Origin of the sequence: Alkalicoccobacillus porphyridii (genome assembly GCF_007293315.1) — a bacterium.
GTDB lineage: Bacteria > Bacillota > Bacilli > Bacillales > Bacillaceae_D > Alkalicoccobacillus > Alkalicoccobacillus porphyridii.
In genome coordinates, this window is record NZ_VLXZ01000413.1 from 1 (window position 1) to 237 (window position 237).

1 protein-coding gene is annotated in these 237 nt (G+C 47.7%); it reads left to right on the forward strand.

Going from position 1 to position 237, the window contains the following annotated elements; all coding sequences use genetic code 11:
* Nucleotides 1-210 (forward strand): hypothetical protein (locus FN960_RS24770; protein WP_221936880.1); only part of this gene is annotated, 210 nt, incomplete at its 5' end.
* Between the last annotated feature and the right edge of the window lie 27 nt (nucleotides 211-237).

Sequence of the window (237 nt, forward strand, 5' to 3'; positions counted from 1 at the left end):
CATTGGGCGCTTTTTCAAGCCCATGAACGAAACGGCTCCGCTTTCAGAGGATTCCTGTATGACGTTTTAACCACCATTCAGCCCGCTGTCGCTTGTCGTTTCAGTGGCAACGGGTTAGCTTTAAGGACGTTTTGTCTTTTCTGTCTGGAGGGGTTCAATGACATTGCAACAACAAATAATAAAGGCGCTGGGCGCAAAACCGCAGATTAATGCCGAAGAGGAAATTCGTCGTAGTGT